This window comes from Pantoea sp. Ap-870 (assembly GCF_011752515.1).
Lineage (GTDB): Bacteria > Pseudomonadota > Gammaproteobacteria > Enterobacterales > Enterobacteriaceae > Pantoea > Pantoea dispersa.
Genome location: NZ_VWXG01000003.1, coordinates 135551 through 149362 on the forward strand (window position 1 = coordinate 135551; position 13812 = coordinate 149362).

At 59.3% G+C, this 13812-nt stretch carries 14 protein-coding genes; 4 read left to right on the forward strand and 10 right to left on the reverse strand.

Annotated elements, in window-relative coordinates:
• Positions 1-16: 16 nt before the first annotated feature.
• The 8 genes from F3J41_RS09845 to rppH form a co-directional block, all read right to left on the reverse strand.
• A complete protein-coding gene (locus F3J41_RS09845; protein WP_150361109.1) occupies positions 17-382 on the reverse strand; it encodes a prepilin-type N-terminal cleavage/methylation domain-containing protein in 366 nt (121 codons plus the stop codon).
• Positions 309-737, reverse strand: coding sequence for a DUF2509 family protein (locus F3J41_RS09850; protein WP_125309778.1), 429 nt, complete (start codon positions 735-737; stop codon positions 309-311). The genes F3J41_RS09845 and F3J41_RS09850 overlap by 74 nt, the downstream gene beginning before the upstream one ends.
• On the reverse strand, positions 734-1273 hold the full coding sequence (locus F3J41_RS09855; protein WP_150361108.1) for a prepilin peptidase-dependent protein: 540 nt from the start codon (positions 1271-1273) through the stop codon (positions 734-736). Before F3J41_RS09855 ends, F3J41_RS09850 begins: the two co-directional genes overlap by 4 nt.
• Entirely contained in the window at positions 1264-1734 is a 471-nt protein-coding gene (locus F3J41_RS09860; protein WP_150361107.1) for a prepilin-type N-terminal cleavage/methylation domain-containing protein, read from the reverse strand. The genes F3J41_RS09855 and F3J41_RS09860 overlap by 10 nt, the downstream gene beginning before the upstream one ends.
• 203 nt (positions 1735-1937) lie before the next feature.
• On the reverse strand, positions 1938-2732 hold the full coding sequence (gene thyA / locus F3J41_RS09865) for a thymidylate synthase (protein WP_166710939.1): 795 nt from the start codon (positions 2730-2732) through the stop codon (positions 1938-1940).
• Positions 2729-3610, reverse strand: a complete 882-nt coding sequence (gene lgt / locus F3J41_RS09870) for a prolipoprotein diacylglyceryl transferase (RefSeq protein ID WP_021506703.1) — start codon at positions 3608-3610, stop codon at positions 2729-2731. Before lgt ends, thyA begins: the two co-directional genes overlap by 4 nt.
• A 112-nt stretch (positions 3611-3722) precedes the next feature.
• On the reverse strand, positions 3723-5969 hold the full coding sequence (gene ptsP / locus F3J41_RS09875; protein WP_058757064.1) for a phosphoenolpyruvate--protein phosphotransferase: 2247 nt from the start codon (positions 5967-5969) through the stop codon (positions 3723-3725).
• Positions 5970-5981: 12 nt separating this feature from the next.
• Positions 5982-6512 carry an RNA pyrophosphohydrolase gene (rppH, locus tag F3J41_RS09880; RefSeq protein WP_031279497.1) on the reverse strand — a complete coding sequence of 177 codons (531 nt, stop codon included), beginning with the start codon at positions 6510-6512 and terminating at the stop codon, positions 5982-5984.
• 684 nt (positions 6513-7196) lie between these two features.
• Between rppH and mutH the strand changes: the two genes are divergently transcribed.
• The 4 genes from mutH (at position 7197) to F3J41_RS09900 (ending at position 10210) form a co-directional block, all read left to right on the forward strand.
• Positions 7197-7883 carry a DNA mismatch repair endonuclease MutH gene (gene mutH / locus F3J41_RS09885; protein WP_058757065.1) on the forward strand — a complete coding sequence of 229 codons (687 nt, stop codon included), beginning with the start codon at positions 7197-7199 and terminating at the stop codon, positions 7881-7883.
• 97 nt (positions 7884-7980) lie between these two features.
• Positions 7981-8691, forward strand: a complete 711-nt coding sequence (locus F3J41_RS09890) for a TerC family protein (RefSeq protein WP_021506699.1) — start codon at positions 7981-7983, stop codon at positions 8689-8691.
• A 116-nt stretch (positions 8692-8807) separates the two neighbouring features.
• The gene (locus F3J41_RS09895) at positions 8808-9026 is read left to right on the forward strand and encodes a YgdI/YgdR family lipoprotein (RefSeq protein WP_021506698.1); all 219 of its coding nucleotides are present in this window, start codon (positions 8808-8810) and stop codon (positions 9024-9026) included.
• A 143-nt stretch (positions 9027-9169) separates the two neighbouring features.
• Positions 9170-10210, forward strand: a complete 1041-nt coding sequence (locus F3J41_RS09900) for an NADP(H)-dependent aldo-keto reductase (protein WP_021506697.1) — start codon at positions 9170-9172, stop codon at positions 10208-10210.
• Between the two features lie 190 nt (positions 10211-10400).
• Here the strand turns inward: F3J41_RS09900 and lplT are convergent, their stop codons facing one another.
• The gene (lplT, locus tag F3J41_RS09905; RefSeq protein WP_059012310.1) at positions 10401-11591 is read right to left on the reverse strand and encodes a lysophospholipid transporter LplT; all 1191 of its coding nucleotides are present in this window, start codon (positions 11589-11591) and stop codon (positions 10401-10403) included.
• The gene (gene aas, locus F3J41_RS09910) at positions 11588-13738 is read right to left on the reverse strand and encodes a bifunctional acyl-ACP--phospholipid O-acyltransferase/long-chain-fatty-acid--ACP ligase (RefSeq protein ID WP_166710941.1); all 2151 of its coding nucleotides are present in this window, start codon (positions 13736-13738) and stop codon (positions 11588-11590) included. Before aas ends, lplT begins: the two co-directional genes overlap by 4 nt.
• Positions 13739-13812: the final 74 nt, after the last annotated feature.

Below are 13812 nucleotides of genomic sequence, written 5' to 3' on the forward strand. Positions count from 1 at the left end.
TAATCGTCTGGCCTGCCTACCCGCCGGCATCACCTTCGCGGCAATTGAGCCGCGCCAGCGACGCCGTGCGCTGATGGGGTCCGGTGACGGTAACGCGATCCAGCACGCAGCCGCCAGGTAAACTCTGCGGCTGGTGCACAATGTGCCAGCCGGCAATATCACGCCCGAGCAGCGCCTGCCCGGCCACCTGCCACGCCTGGCGCTGCTGCCACTGCTGGCTAAATCCCAGCGCCAGTGCGCGATGATACTGCAGCAGCGTGCTGATGGTCATCGCCAGCAGCAGCAACGCGACCAGCGTTTCCGCCAGGCTAAAACCCTGCTGTCGCCTCTGGCAGCTGACACTGCTCCGCCTTTGCCAGCGGGCAGTAGTCGATCCAGCCATGCGGCTGTGGCTGCAGCTGGCCGTTGCGCAGCGACACCCACTGATAGAGCACGAGCGCACGTCCGGTGCCGCGCGCCGATAATAAGCCATGATTCTCCTCCTGCCGCAGCAGACAGCTTTGCCACGCGTCGGCCAGAGCGGTCTGACATTGCCAGCCCGCGGCCTGCGGCCAGTTTTGCTGTCGGCCCCACGTTAAAGCGGCCTGCGCCTGCCAGAAATCCTGCTGATGCTGCTGCTCGTCGGCGACCAGCGCCATGCCCTGCGCCAGCTGCGTGCGCGCGGCGTGCAGCGTGAGCCCGCCCATCAGCAGTAACATCACCACCATGCCTAGCGTGCTGTTGCCGCGCTGCTTCACAGATTCAGCCCCTCCGCTATCATCGTCAGCTCTGCCTGCTGGCGGCCCGCCGTGGCGGCCAGCTGCAACAGCAGCCGCGTGCCCTGGCGCTCAACCCGGAAGGTGCTGAGGGTGAGGAATGCCGGATCGGTGATGCGCTCCCAGCCGTTGCTGTTGCACTCGTCCACGCCGCGCTGCATCTCCAGCTGTCCGTTGCGCAGACGATAGCCGTAATAATCGCTTTCACTGTGACCGACACCTTCCCAGCGTCCGTTACTGTTTTCGTCCCAGCGCAGCAGTACACAGCTGCCGCTGCTCATCAGCGTGAGCGCCGCACCGGCGCACTGACCGTGACAGTAACCGGCACGGCGCAGCGCTTTGGCCAGCGAGCCGGCAATCTGCTGCAGCTCCTGTTGCAGCTGGACCCGCTGCTGCAGGCGCAGGTTCTGCTCCAGCAGCAGCGGCAGAAAGCGGCCGACGCTGACCATCAGCACTGCGCCAATCGCCATGGCGATCAGCATCTCCAGCAGACTGAAGCCCCCCTGCGCTATTCGCATCCCTTCTCTCCTGGCTGGCAGACCCGGATGCGCGCCCGGGCGGAGAGGATGACGCGCCAGCGGCCAGCTGCGCTCTCCAGTTCGATACTGCCGGGCCGGGCCACATCGCGTCGGCCGTAAAAGCCCGGCTCGCCGACCAGCGCGGTGATGCGCACTTCGCGATAAGGCGGCCGAAACAGCCAGCGCGACGGCAACTGACACCCTTCTGCGGGCTGCGGCCCGGTGCCGAGGCAGCCGTTTTCGCCCGGCTGCAGCCACAGGCTGAGGTCGCGGTTGTGCCAGCTGGCGTGCGCACGCAGCCGCAGCAAAAAGCTCTGCAACTGCAGTACGCTCTCACGCAGTTGCTGATACTGCTGCCAGCGCTGCCAGCCCTGTAAGGCTGCGATGCTGAGGATGCCGGCAATCACCATAACCAGCAGCAGTTCCGGCAGCGTAAAGCCGGCGTTTTGGGTTCTGTTCATAACCGGCACTCTGCGCCTGCCGGATGAAAAGCAACAGCGGCAAACAGAGAAGATGGAAAGCGTGCCGCAGGAAAGTTATGCCCGGTGCAGACAACACCCTTTTTTTGCGCGTCGGATTCAGAAAATCCCCGCAGAAGCGGACGGGGCCAGGCAAAAAAAAAAGCCCTGCACGATGGCAGGGCCTGATGCTGAAGAGCGGCAGATTACACGGCAACCGGCGCTTTGATCGCCGGATGCGGATCGTAGCCTTCGATCTCAAAATCATCGAACTGGTAATCAAAAATCGACGCGGGCTTACGCTTAATCACCAGTTTCGGCAGCGGTCGCGTTTCACGCGTCAGCTGCAGTCGCGCCTGTTCGAGATGGTTACTGTACAGGTGCGTATCGCCGCCGGTCCAGACGAAATCACCCACCTCAAGATCGCACTGCTGTGCCACCATATGCACCAGCAGCGCATAGCTGGCGATATTGAACGGCAGGCCGAGGAAGATATCGCACGAACGCTGGTACAGCTGGCACGACAGCTTGCCATTCGCCACGTAGAACTGGAAAAACGCGTGGCACGGCGCCAGCGCCATCTGATCCAGCTCACCGACGTTCCATGCCGAAACGATAATACGGCGCGAATCCGGATCGCGTTTCAGCTGCTCAATCACCCTGCTGATTTGATCGATCTCTTCGCCGGAAGCTTTGCCCCAGCTGCGCCACTGCTTGCCGTAGACCGGTCCCAGATCGCCGTTTTCATCCGCCCATTCGTCCCAGATGGTGACCTTGTTCTCTTTCAGGTAGCCGATGTTGGTGTCGCCTTTGAGGAACCACAGCAGCTCATGAATGATCGAGCGCAGATGCACCTTCTTGGTGGTGACCAGCGGAAAACCGTCCTGCAAATTGAAACGCATCTGGTGGCCAAAGATGGAGAGCGTGCCGGTACCGGTACGGTCGGCCTTTTCTGCGCCTTCATTCAGCACATGTTGCATCAAATCCAGATACTGTTTCATTTTACCTCACGCGTTTGTTGCTGCGGGCGACGACGATACGCCCAGACCATCATAATCACTCCGGCCAGAATCATCGGGATCGACAGAATCTGGCCCATACTGATACCGCCTTCGAACAGGCCAAGCTGGGCATCCGGCTGGCGGAAAAATTCCACGATAATGCGGAATGCGCCGTAGCCAATCAGGAACAGGCCGGAGACACTGCCCATCGGGCGCGGCTTGCGAATAAACAGGTTGAGAATGATAAACAGCACGATGCCTTCCAGACACAGCTCATACAGCTGTGACGGATGGCGCGGCAGCACGCCGTACGTGTTCAGCAGTTCCTGATACTGCGGGTTATTGGCCGCCAGCGCGAGGTCTTCGCTGCGCGAACCCGGGAACAGCATGGCGAATTTAAAGTCAGGCGCCACGCGGCCCCACAGTTCGCCGTTGATGAAGTTGCCGAGACGGCCAGCACCGAGGCCAAACGGGATCAGCGGCGCAATGAAATCAGAGACCTGGAAGAAGGTGCGTTTGGTACGGCGGGCGAAGATCAGCATCACCACGATCACCCCAATCAGACCACCGTGGAATGACATGCCCCCGTCCCACACTTTGAACAGATAGAGTGGGTTGTCGAGGAACAGCGGCAGGTTATAGAACAGCACGTAGCCGATGCGGCCGCCGAGAAACACGCCGAGGAAGCCCGCGTACAGCAGGTTTTCAACTTCTTCTTTCTTCCAGCCGCTGCCGGGTTTGTTGGCGCGGCGCACCGCCAGCCACATAGCAAACACAAAGCCTACCAGATACATCAGGCCGTACCAGTGCAGCGAAACCGGTCCGATGGAGAAGATCACCGGATCGAATTGGGGAAATGAAATGTAGCCGTTAGTCATCTTTCACCATGTTTTTTCTGCCCGCAAATGGGCGTGGCTAAAGGGCCATACAATAAAAGGCTGCGCATCATAGCACAGCCGCTTTTCACAATTTCCGCAGAAATGTAAACAGTTAACGTCCGCCGCGAATCAGTCCGCCCAGGCCGCGCCGCTCCATGAAGGCCGACACCAGATGGCGCACTTCCGTTGCGGTGTGCGCCATCACGCCCTGCTGGCTCAGTTTCTGCGCCTCTTCATAATCGAGGTGGCGCAGCAGGTATTTGACGCGCGGAATGTTCTTGCCGTTCATGCTGAGATGGTGATAACCCAGACCCACCAGCAGCGCGACGCACATCGGATCGCCCGCCATTTCACCACACAGGCACAACTCCAGTTTGGCCTGGCGGGCTTCACTGGCGATGGTTTGCAACGCCCGCAGCATCGCCGGATGCAGCGAATCGTAAAGGTTGGCAACGCGGGTATTGTTGCGATCGACCGCCAGCAGATATTGGGTGAGATCGTTGGTGCCGACGGAGATAAAGTCCACGCGTTGCGCCAGATGCGGGATCAGGAACAGCATCGACGGCACTTCAATCATCACGCCAATACGCGGTTTTGGAATGGCATAACCGAGCATCTCTTCCACTTCGCGACCGGCGCGATCGATCAGGCGCCGCGCCTCTTCGATCTCGTCGATATGACTGATCATCGGCAGCAGAATGCTCAGGTTGCCCGAAGCGACGTTGGCGCGCAGCATGGCGCGCACCTGCACCAGGAAGATCTCCGGCTGGTCGAGCGTCAGACGAATGCCACGCCAGCCGAGACAGGGGTTCTCTTCACTGATCGGCATGTAAGGCAGCTGTTTGTCAGCGCCGACATCCAGCGTGCGCAGCGTCACCGGTTTGTCGTAAAACAGTTGCAGCATGCCCTGATATTGCGCCACCTGCTCCTCTTCCGACGGGAAGCCGCTTTGCAGCATGAACGGAATTTCGGTGCGATACAGGCCGATGCCGTCAACCCAGTTGTCGAGCGCCTGTTCGTGTTCCGGGCTAAGACCGGCGTTGAGCATTACCTGCACGCGCTCGCCGCTTTTCAGCTCGCCGGGCTGCTCCACCACATCTTCGGCCATTTTACTCAGCGCGTTCTCTTCGCTGATCAGCCGCTGATACTCCTGCACCAGCACCGGCTCTGGATCGATCAGCACTTCGCCGCGATAACCGTCCACGATCAGCAGCCGCTTGTTGAGCTGCGACGGCAGGATATCCGCGCCCATCACGGTCGGAATACCCATGGCGCGCGTGAGGATCGCCGCGTGCGAGTTGGCTGCGCCATCGCGCACCACCACACCCGCCAGCCGCTCCTGCGGCAGCTCCGCCAGCGTGGTGGCGGTGAGTTCATCGGCCACCAGCACAAAGCGTTCCGGCCAGGCGTTGGTGCCCACCAGCGTGTCGTCAAGGTGGAACAGCAGGCGCTGGCCGAGCACGCGCAAATCCCCGGCGCGCTCGCGTAAATAGTGATCCTGCAGGCTGGCAAACTGTGCGGCAAACTTCTCGATCACCGTTTTGACCGCCCACTCGGCTACCGATCCGCGCTCGATCTCGGCAAATAGATCTTTTTTCAGTCGCGCATCGGTGAGCAGGTGCGAGTAGAGATCGAAGATCGCCGCGCTCTCTTTCTGCACGCTGGCCGCGAAACGCTTGCTGAAGCGGCGAAATTCGTTGCCCGCCTCGCCCATGGCGACAATCAGGCGCTCGCGTTCACGCTGCGGATCGAGCGTAGAGGCGGCGGACACTTGGTCGAGCAGCGGCTGCGTTTCATCAACCCAGCCAGGCGCAACGGCGACGCCCGGCGCGGCGGCAATCGCTTTAACGCGCGTCTGGCGGAACTGACCGAACAGCTGGCCAAGCTGCGACTGCGACAGCAGCGCGGCCATCTGCGTGGCCAGCGTAACCAGAAATGACTCTTCGCTTTCGTCGAACTGACGATGCTCTCGCTGTTGCACCACCAGCACGCCGAGCAGCTGACGCCGGCTGATGATTGGCACACCCAGAAACGAGCGGTAGCGCTCTTCTTTGACGGAGGGAATGTATTTGAAGCTGGGATGACTTTGCGCATCGGCGAGGTTGATCGGCTCGGCCAGGCGGCCCACCAGCCCGACGATACCTTCGTCGAACGCCAGCGTAACCGTGCGGCCGCGCGGCTTTTTCAGGCCGCGCGTCGCCATCAGGTAGTAGCAACGCCGATCGTGATCGGCGAGGTAAACCGAGCAGACCTCGGTCTCCATCGCCAGGCATATTTCGTTGACCAGAATGTCGAGTGCTTCATTCAGACGCGGTGCACTCGCCACTTTTTCTACAATTTCGCGCAACTGAGTGAGCATAAAGGGCGTGGCCTATCCTCTTTTACGTCGATGGGCGGCGTTGTTATTGCGCTGCCCCGCACTCTCCTGCATAGACATCACCACGCCAGCGAATTCCTTCATGACGCGGCGATACACATCGCGCTTGAAAGAGACAACCTGACGTACCGGATACCAGAAGCTGACCCAGCGCCAGCCATCGAACTCCGGCGTGCTGCTGTGTTGCACATTGATATCCGCGTCACTACACATCAACTGCAGAAGAAACCACTTTTGTTTCTGGCCGATACACACCGGCTTTGTGTCCCAACGCACCAAACGTTTTGGCAACTTGTAACGTAACCAGTTACGGGTTGAAGCAAGTATTCGAACATCTTTGCGGTGTAAACCCACTTCTTCGAACAGTTCGCGATACATCGCCTGTTCAGCGGTTTCACCCGGATTGATGCCTCCCTGAGGAAACTGCCAGGAGTGCTGTCCAAAGCGCCTGGCCCATAACACTTGTCCTTGCCTGTTACAGATTACGATACCAACATTCGGGCGGTAGCCATCATCATCGATCACTGGACTACCTCAAAGCTAAATTTGAATAGCCTGATTGTTTCATACTCCTTACAGGCGGTAAACCACTGGATATCCGCGCCGCTGACCGGATAACAATGGGATAACTCACAGATAATAGCCATGTTATAAACAGACAGGGGTATTTAACGGCGATCTTATTCACCTTTTCTGTGGATAGCTTTGTGCAGAACACGGGAATGAGTTGAATAACCGCTTCGGAAAATTCTCATGCACGCCGGGGAGAATAGCACTAAAACCACCATTTATCATAGGGATAGCCTGTTAACCCGTTCAGATACACAGCGTGAAAGCCGGTTATTCTTCCCCACGCGGTTACCGCCGCTCAAAGATCCATCACCGTTGATTTTATCCACAGAGAATGTCCTAAACCTGGGCAGAGAATGGAAAAAAAGCGCGCAGTTCGGCAAAGTCAAGGCTGTAAATGGAAACAGGGGTGGGCAAAACGTGGGGTTATCCCACTTTTCTGTGGATAACTGGGTTTAAGATCCTGTTCATTGTCGATAACAAACCGGGATAACCGCCTCTTACCCTGGGGAGTGCCTGGTCAATCGCGCTAAAAAAGCATGCCGAATCATGCTATTATCACGTTTACATTGTCCGGCACGATGTGGACAACACGCGCTGACCTTTACTGACCACATTTTGACCAATGCGAGTTTTATCATGAATTGCCCTGCCGCCTTGCCTGCTGCGCCCCGTAACGAAGCCGAACTGCTCCAGCGTGCCCAACAGCTGGCTGGTCAGAGCTTTGCCGCGCTGGCCGCGCAGCTTGGCCTGCCGATGCCCGCCGATTTACGCCGTGACAAAGGCTGGGTCGGTATGCTGCTGGAGCTGCTGCTGGGCGCCAGCGCCGGCAGTAAAGCCGAGCAGGATTTTGCGCATCTCGGTATTGAACTCAAAACCATTCCGGTCGACGCGCTGGGTAAGCCGCTGGAAACCACCTTTGTCTGCGTGGCACCGCTCACCGGCAACAGCGGCGTTACCTGGCAAACCAGCCACGTGCGCCACAAGCTGGCGCGGGTGCTGTGGATCCCGGTGGAGGGCGATCGCGCCATTCCGCTGGCCGAGCGCCGCGTGGGTTCGCCACTGCTGTGGCAACCGAATGCGCAGGAAGAGCAGCAGTTACGTGAGGACTGGGAAGAGCTGATGGACATGATCGTGCTCGGCCAGGTGGAGCGCATCACCGCCCGCCACGGCGCGTGGCTGCAAATCAGGCCAAAAGCGGCCAACAGCAAAGCGCTGACCGAAGCCATCGGCGAACACGGCGAGCCGATCATGACGCTGCCGCGCGGTTTTTACCTCAAGAAGAGCTTTACCGGACCGCTGCTGGCACGGCATTTTCTGCTGTAATTCCCGGTACAACCTCGCCCTTGCAGGATCACTTTAGGCAGCGCCGCCTGCGCCGTGTATAATTCCCGTTTACTTTTCGTTTAGGAATGAAGGATTCATGTTTGACTGGATTGCTGATCCCAACGCCTGGCTGGCGCTGGGAACATTAACCATTCTGGAAGTGGTGCTGGGTATCGATAACATTATTTTCCTGTCTCTGGTGGTCGCGAAACTGCCGCAGCACCAGCAAAACCGGGCGCGCCGGCTGGGTCTGATGGGGGCGATGTTGATGCGCCTTGGGCTGCTGGCCTCCATCGCCTGGGTGGTGAGACTGACGCAGCCGTTGTTTTCCATCATGGACCACGCCTTCTCCGCGCGCGATCTGATTCTGCTGTTCGGCGGCCTGTTCCTGCTGTGGAAGTCGAGCATGGAGATCCATGAAACCATCGAAGGCGGCGAAGAGGAGCACAAAACCAATGTGCACTCTTTCTTCGGCGCCATCGTGCAGATCATGCTGCTCGACATCATTTTCAGCCTGGATTCGGTGATCACCGCCGTCGGTCTGTCCGATCACCTGTTCATTATGATGGCGGCGGTGGTCATCGCAGTGCTGATGATGATGGTGGCCGCGCGCGCGATTGGCGAGTTTGTTGAGCGGCATCCGTCGGTCAAAATGCTGGCGCTGGCGTTTCTGATTCTGGTCGGCTTTACCCTGATCCTCGAGAGTTTTGGTATGCATGTACCAAAAGGTTACATTTATTTTGCGATGTTCTTCTCCATGGCGGTAGAGTGTCTGAACCTGATGCGCAGCAGGAAAAACAAAGCGTAACCTGTCAAGGGCGAGCGCATCTCGCCCTGTTATTTTAGGAATGATGCGATTACTCCAGCTGGCAAAAGCATTTATTACTACACTTTTGCTGTTGAAGTGGCTTGAGGGAGCTGAGAATGAAAGGGTTGGTAAGTGCAGTGGGCCTGCTGCTGGCGGCGCTGGCATTAAGCGGTTGCAGCAGTGATTACGTTATGGCCACCAAAGATGGCCGCATGATTATGACCGAAGGTAAGCCGTCGATTGATAAAGAAACCGGTCTGGTGCAGTACACCGACGAACAGGGCCATGTTATGCAAATTAATGGTGACGAGGTTTCCACCATCATTGAGCGTTAATTGCCAAATTGCCTCGCCTGTACGCGTTTTCCCCCTGTGCAGGCGATTTCCCGAACTTTCCCCCCTTCCTTCTGCGCCACTTCACAGGCTATAGTCCCAGAGAACACAACATTCCGTTTCATAATGAAAAAAGGAAGCCGGCAATGCATTATCACCGTATCCCCCATAGCACGCTGGAAGTCAGTCAGCTGGGGTTAGGCACGATGACGTTTGGTGAGCAGAATAGCGAAGCCGACGCCCACCAGCAGCTTGATTACGCCGTTAGCCAGGGTATTAACCTGATTGATACCGCCGAGATGTATCCGGTGCCACCGCGTCCGGAAACCCAGGGCCTGACCGAAAAATACATTGGCAGCTGGCTGCAAAAGCGCGGCAGCCGCGACAAAATCATTCTGGCGAGTAAAGTCGCCGGCCCGGTGCGCGGCAGCGATGCGCTGATTCGCCCCAACCAGGCGCTGGATCGCAAGAACATCCGCGAAGCGCTGGACGCTAGCCTGAAGCGCCTTAATACCGATTACCTCGACCTCTACCAGCTGCACTGGCCGCAACGCCAGACCAACTACTTTGGCAAGCTCGGTTATCAGTACAGTGATAACACCGCCACCGTTACGCTGCTGGAGACGCTGGAAGCGCTGACCGAACAGGTACGCGCGGGCAAGATCCGTTACATCGGCGTCTCGAACGAAACGGCCTGGGGCGTGATGCGCTACCTGCAACTAGCGGAGAAGCATGAGCTGCCGCGTATCGTCACCATTCAGAATCCGTACAGCCTGCTGAACCGCAGTTTTGAAGTGGGTCTGGCAGAGATTAGCCAGCATGAGGGCGTGGAACTGCTGGCCTATTCCAGCCTGGCCTTTGGTACGCTGAGCGGCAAATACCTCAACGGGGCGAAACCGGCCGGCGCACGTAATACGCTGTTTAGCCGCTTTACCCGCTACAGCGGCGAGCAGTCACAGCAGGCGATTGCTGCCTACGTGGCACTGGCGAAACAGCACAACCTGGATCCGTCACAGATGGCGCTGGCCTATGTGCGGCAGCAGCCGTTTGTGGCCAGCACCCTGCTCGGTGCCACCACCATGGAACAGCTGAAGGTTAACGTGGAGAGTTTCAACCTGACGCTGAGCGGCGAGGTGTTAGAGGCGCTGGAAGCGATTCACCGTCAGTACACGTATCCGGCACCGTAATCTCCCTGGTGCGCGTTAACGCGCACCCTACAGGGTTTGTTACCCTTGCGTATCTGCTGCGGTTTTGGTGCGCGTTAACGCGCACCCTACAGGGTTTGTGTTACCCTCGCGTACCTGCTGTGGTTTTGGCGTACGCGCCGGGCCAGGGTAGGGTCGCCATTCATGGCGACCTGGTCCCTTTCTGCGCCGCTCAGCGACGCGTTCTCCACCACAGCACGGCAATCGCCATGGCGAACAGCGCGCCGAAGCCTACGCCCGTCGCGACCGCCGGCGCCCCCAGCTTAATCGCCACGGTATACAGCCCCAGCATCAGCAGCATCGCGCTGTTCTCACCCAGGTTTTGCACCGCAATCGCATTGCCTGAACCCACGGTATCTTTGCCGCGCTCCTGCAACAGCGCGTTGAGCGGCACCACAAAGAAGCCGCCAAGCGCACCAATCAGCATCAGTAGCAGATACGCATTCAGCAGGCTATGCTGCAGCGAGAACAGCACCACCATCACGCCAATCAGCACGCCGGCCGGCATGCAGCGCCGCACCGTTTGCAGCGTGACCAGTTTTGCCGCCGCGGCCGCGCCGATAACGATACCGATCGCCACCATGGCATTTAGCGTGGTCGGCGTTTTGTTGTCCGTGATGCCGAGCGCCACCGGTACCCACAACACCAGCAGGAAGCGCAGCGTGACGCCGGCACCCCAGAACAGGCTGGTGCCGAGCAGCGAGAAGCGGGTTTCACCGTTACGCCACAGCAGCTGTGCCGAGGCGATAAAGCTGCGCAGCATCGCGCCAGCGTGCCAGCTCTGGCCGGGGCGCGCTGCCTGCAGACGCGGAATGAACAGGTTCGCCACCACCGCCAGTGCGTAAGTGAGTGCACACACCACCAGTGCTGCCAGCAGATGCCAGTCGGCGAGCACGCCGCCTGCCACCGAGCCGAGCAGAATCGCCGCGATAGTCGACGACTCCATCAGCCCGTTGGCTTTCACCAGCCGCGCGCCGCTGGTGATCTCCGTCAGGATGCCGTATTTCGCCGGCGAATACGCCGCCGCGCCGACACCCACCAGCGTGTAGCCGAGAAACGGATTAAAGCCGAAGCAGATCACCAGCGCACCGAGCAGCTTAAGGCTGTTGGCAAACATCATCACCCGCCCTTTGGCAAAGCTGTCGGCCATCTGCCCGACAAACGGCGCGAGCAGAATGTAAGTGGCCACAAACAGCATCTGCAGGATCGGCTGGCTCCAGTCCGGATAGAACTGACTTTTCAGCAGCGCCAGCGTGGCGAACAGCAGCGCGTTGTCGCCAAAGGCAGAGAAAAACTGTGCCACGATCACCGCCAGCATACTGCGCGACAGCAACGGAGCGTCCGGATTCACCGACTGACTCATGCCCGCTCCTCTTCTGCCAGCTGTTTCAGGCTGACGTAGTCTGGTTTACCGCTGCCCAGCATCGGCAGCTGTTTCATGTAGCGAATGTCGCGCGGCACGGCCAGCTCTGGCGCACCCATCTCACGCGCGGCCTGCTGCAGCCGCTCGCGGCTGAGTTCACTGTCGGTGGTAAACAGCACCAGCGCTTCACCGCGCTGGCCATCGGGCCGCAGCGACGCCGCGTGCTGTTTCTCCGCCGAGGCTTTCAGGGCAATCTGCTCCACGCTCTCCAGCGACACCATCTCACCAGCGATTTTGGCGAAGCGTTTAGCGCGCCCCTGAATCTGACAGAAACCGCCCTCGTCAAAGCTGACAATATCCCCGGTATCGTACCAGCCGGCTTCCTGTTCGCCCTCGCCGTTATCCGCCACCGGTGGCTCCAGCACGCCGGGGTTTTCCACCCGCAGGTAGCCGTTCATCACATTCGGACCGCGCAGCTGTAGTCGTCCGCCCTGCTCAATGCCCGGTACCGCAATCAGACGTGAATCCATGCCCGGCAGAATACGGCCGACGGTATGCGATTTGGCGGCCATCGGTACGTTGATTGCCACCACTGGCGCACACTCGGTCACGCCGTAACCTTCGAGGATGCGGATGCCGTACTTATCCATGTAGATCTGGCGCGTGCCTTCCTGCAGCTTCTCGGCACCGGCCACCACGTAGCGCAGCCGGGCGAAATCGTACGGGCTGGCAAAGCGCGCATAGTTGCCGAGGAAGGTGGAGGTGCCGAACAGCACGGTGCAGTTACGGTCATACACCAGCTCCGGCACGATGCGATAGTGCAGCGGGCTGGGATAGAGGAACACCTGCGCGCCGGTCAGCAGCGGCGTGAACAGTCCGACGGTGAGGCCGAAGGCGTGGAACAGCGGCAGCGCCGACATAAAGCGGTCGCGCGGGGTGAAGTCCGCCACGGTGCGAATCTGCTCCACGTTCGCCAGCAGGCTTTTATGCGAGTGCACCACACCTTTGGGATTGCCTTCCGAGCCGGAGGTAAACAGCACCATTGCCGCGTCTTCTGGCTGCTGCGCAACCTGTGCCCGGCGTGGCAGCAGCAGGTGCGCGAGGATCCACAGTTTGTCCTGCAGCGTGACGGTATCCTTCAGATCCTCCAGATAGATCCACTGCACCTCCGTCAGCCCCTGCGGCAGGTGCCACAGGTTGCCTTTCTCCAGGAACTGGCGCGAGGTAAACACGGTTTTCACCTGCGAGGCGGTCAGCGCCGCGCGCATGCCGTTGATGCCGGCGGTGTAGTTGAGCATGGCCGGCACGCGACCGCGCAGTGAAGCCCCGAGAATCGCTGCCGCGGTCACCGTGGCGTTCGGCAGCAGCAGGCCAACGAATTCGCCCTGCTGGCTGTAGCGCTCCAGAATGCGTCCGACGCCGAGCGCTTTTTTCAACAGTCCGGTGTAGCTGTCCGGCTTAAAGTTGATGTCTTCGATGCAGGCTTTACTCAGCCCGTAACGGGTGCGCGCATTGAGAAAAGCGTCGAACAGCGTTTCGCGCGGGCGCACCGCCATGCGCGCTTCCATCATCACATGGTGTAAATGCTCACCGGCCAGCACGCGGCGGTCGCGCGCGCGTTTCGCTTCCGGCATGGGAATCACCGTGGCCGGCAGCACCGTCAGGGTAATGCGCGGGAACAGGCGGCGTTTAAACACCCCGGCCAGGCGGCCAAACGGCGTGTACTCTGCGCCTTCAATGCGCATCGGCACCACGGTGGCGGCGGATTTCGCAGCGACGAAGCCAGCGCCGCTGTAGATTTTCATCAATGAGCCGGTGACGGTAATGCGCCCTTCCGGAAAGATCACCACCGGACGCCCTTCGTTGATCATGCGCACCAGATGTTTGATCGACATCGGTTTGGTGGGGTCGAGCGGCACGAAGTCGATGACCGGCCTGAGCAGGCGCATATACCACTGTTCGCTGATCGAGGAATAGACGGCGAACACCGGTTTGATGGGCAGAAACAGCGCCAGCAGCACGCCATCGAGAAACGACATATGGTTTGGCGTGATCAGCACTTTTTCTTTGTGCAGGGCAGTCAGATCGCCACGCAGCTCAACGCGCCATAACAGGCGACAGAGGAAACGCAGAACGGTAAATAGCATGCCAGCTCCTTAGCAGCGGTAAAAAATGGTTCTTACCTTGCAGGATCCGGGGATGTTCGACAAGTAGCGCAGTG

Coding starts and splice junctions, on each gene's coding strand:
- aas (WP_166710941.1), bottom strand. CDS start 13,738: ATGCTATTTACCGTTCTGCGTTTCCTCTGTCGCCTGTTATGGCGCGTT.
- F3J41_RS09890 (WP_021506699.1), top strand. CDS start 7,981: ATGTTTGACTGGATTGCTGATCCCAACGCCTGGCTGGCGCTGGGAACA.
- F3J41_RS09860 (WP_150361107.1), bottom strand. CDS start 1,734: ATGAACAGAACCCAAAACGCCGGCTTTACGCTGCCGGAACTGCTGCTG.
- mutH (WP_058757065.1), top strand. CDS start 7,197: ATGAATTGCCCTGCCGCCTTGCCTGCTGCGCCCCGTAACGAAGCCGAA.
- lplT (WP_059012310.1), bottom strand. CDS start 11,591: ATGAGTCAGTCGGTGAATCCGGACGCTCCGTTGCTGTCGCGCAGTATG.
- F3J41_RS09900 (WP_021506697.1), top strand. CDS start 9,170: ATGCATTATCACCGTATCCCCCATAGCACGCTGGAAGTCAGTCAGCTG.
- F3J41_RS09845 (WP_150361109.1), bottom strand. CDS start 382: ATGGCTGGATCGACTACTGCCCGCTGGCAAAGGCGGAGCAGTGTCAGC.
- ptsP (WP_058757064.1), bottom strand. CDS start 5,969: ATGCTCACTCAGTTGCGCGAAATTGTAGAAAAAGTGGCGAGTGCACCG.
- F3J41_RS09895 (WP_021506698.1), top strand. CDS start 8,808: ATGAAAGGGTTGGTAAGTGCAGTGGGCCTGCTGCTGGCGGCGCTGGCA.
- lgt (WP_021506703.1), bottom strand. CDS start 3,610: ATGACTAACGGCTACATTTCATTTCCCCAATTCGATCCGGTGATCTTC.
- F3J41_RS09855 (WP_150361108.1), bottom strand. CDS start 1,273: ATGCGAATAGCGCAGGGGGGCTTCAGTCTGCTGGAGATGCTGATCGCC.
- thyA (WP_166710939.1), bottom strand. CDS start 2,732: ATGAAACAGTATCTGGATTTGATGCAACATGTGCTGAATGAAGGCGCA.